Raw genomic sequence first — 1,885 nt, forward strand, 5'->3', positions numbered from 1 at the left:
GGTGCATCCGGTGAAGTCCCTGTGGTAATGGTCACAATATTCGATACTGGACTCTTCTCACAGATGTTCTCACAAGTAGCACTGTAAGTACCTGCGCCTACTACTATCGTACTCGTAGTCGCTCCTGTGTTCCATACCAAGGTCCCATTACAGTTGCTGACTGTCAATGTCGCCTTCTCTGTACCACATACCGTCGTCTTATCGGTCGTAATGATTGGTGTATTCGGTTTCGGTAAGGTCTTAATCACCACTGGTGTTGACGAACTTCCCTGGCCACATTCGTTCTTACATACTGCTGTGTATGTCCCTGAATCACTCACTACCAAAATATTACCCGTTGCTCCTGTGTTCCATACCACCACTCCTGATGAACAGGCAGTCGCTGTCAAGGTCACTGTCTGACCTGTACAACATATATCTTTGTCTGCTGTTACTGTCGGTGGTAATGGTGGATTCTTAGTTGTTATCACTATCGAAGCACTGCTGCTGCCACAAGTGGTCGTACAAGTAGCTGTGTAAGTACCCGCTGTGTTCACTGTCAATGTACTGCCTGTGCTGCCTCCTGTCCAGGTGATACTTCCTCCTGTACAACCTGTCGCTGTCAGAACTGCTGAATGACCTGTACAGATTTCCGTTTTGTCACTTGTTACTGTCGGTGCTGCTGGTGTGCTGCCTGTTGTGATAATCACCTGATTCGATACTACACTCGTTCCACAAGTATTACTACATGTCGCTGTATATGTGCCTGATGTAGTTACGGTGATGCTGGCTCCTGTAGCATTCGTACTCCATTTCACTGTACCTGTACAGCCTGTCGCTGTCAGGGTTGCACTCTCTCCATTACACAAACTGGTCTTGTCTGTTGCAATGGTCGGTGCATCCGGTGAAGTCCCTGTGGTAATGGTCACAATATTCGATACTGGACTCTTCTCACAGATGTTCTCACAAGTAGCACTGTAAGTACCTGCGCCTACTACTATCGTACTCGTAGTCGCTCCTGTGTTCCATACCAAGGTCCCATTACAGTTGCTGACTGTCAATGTCGCCTTCTCTGTACCACATACCGTCGTCTTATCGGTCGTAATGATTGGTGTATTCGGTTTCGGTAAGGTCTTAATCACCACTGGTGTTGACGAACTTCCCTGGCCACATTCGTTCTTACATACTGCTGTGTATGTCCCTGAATCACTCACTACCAAAATATTACCCGTTGCTCCTGTGTTCCATACCACCACTCCTGATGAACAGGCAGTCGCTGTCAAGGTCACTGTCTGACCTGTACAACATATATCTTTGTCTGCTGTTACTGTCGGTGGTAATGGTGGATTCTTAGTTGTTATCACTATCGAAGCACTGCTGCTGCCACAAGTGGTCGTACAAGTAGCTGTGTAAGTACCCGCTGTGTTCACTGTCAATGTACTGCCTGTGCTGCCTCCTGTCCAGGTGATACTTCCTCCTGTACAACCTGTCGCTGTCAGAACTGCTGAATGACCTGTACAGATTTCCGTTTTGTCACTTGTTACTGTCGGTGCTGCTGGTGTGCTGCCTGTTGTGATAATCACCTGATTCGATACTACACTCGTTCCACAAGTATTACTACATGTCGCTGTATATGTGCCTGATGTAGTTACGGTGATGCTGGCTCCTGTAGCATTCGTACTCCATTTCACTGTACCTGTACAGCCTGTCGCTGTCAGGGTTGCACTCTCTCCATTACACAAACTGGTCTTGTCTGTTGCAATGGTCGGTGCATCCGGTGAAGTCCCTGTGGTAATGGTCACAATATTCGATACTGGACTCTTCTCACAGATGTTCTCACAAGTAGCACTGTAAGTACCTGCGCCTACTACTATCGTACTCGTAGTCGCTCCTGTGTTCCATACCA

1 pseudogene is annotated in these 1,885 nt (G+C 47.6%); it reads right to left on the minus strand.

The annotated features are described in order from the left end of the window. Positions 1-1,885: pseudogene (locus EWM59_RS28160) on the minus strand (hypothetical protein); the annotation flags it as partial.

The organism is Emticicia agri, assembly GCF_004168285.1.
Lineage (GTDB): Bacteria > Bacteroidota > Bacteroidia > Cytophagales > Spirosomataceae > Emticicia > Emticicia agri.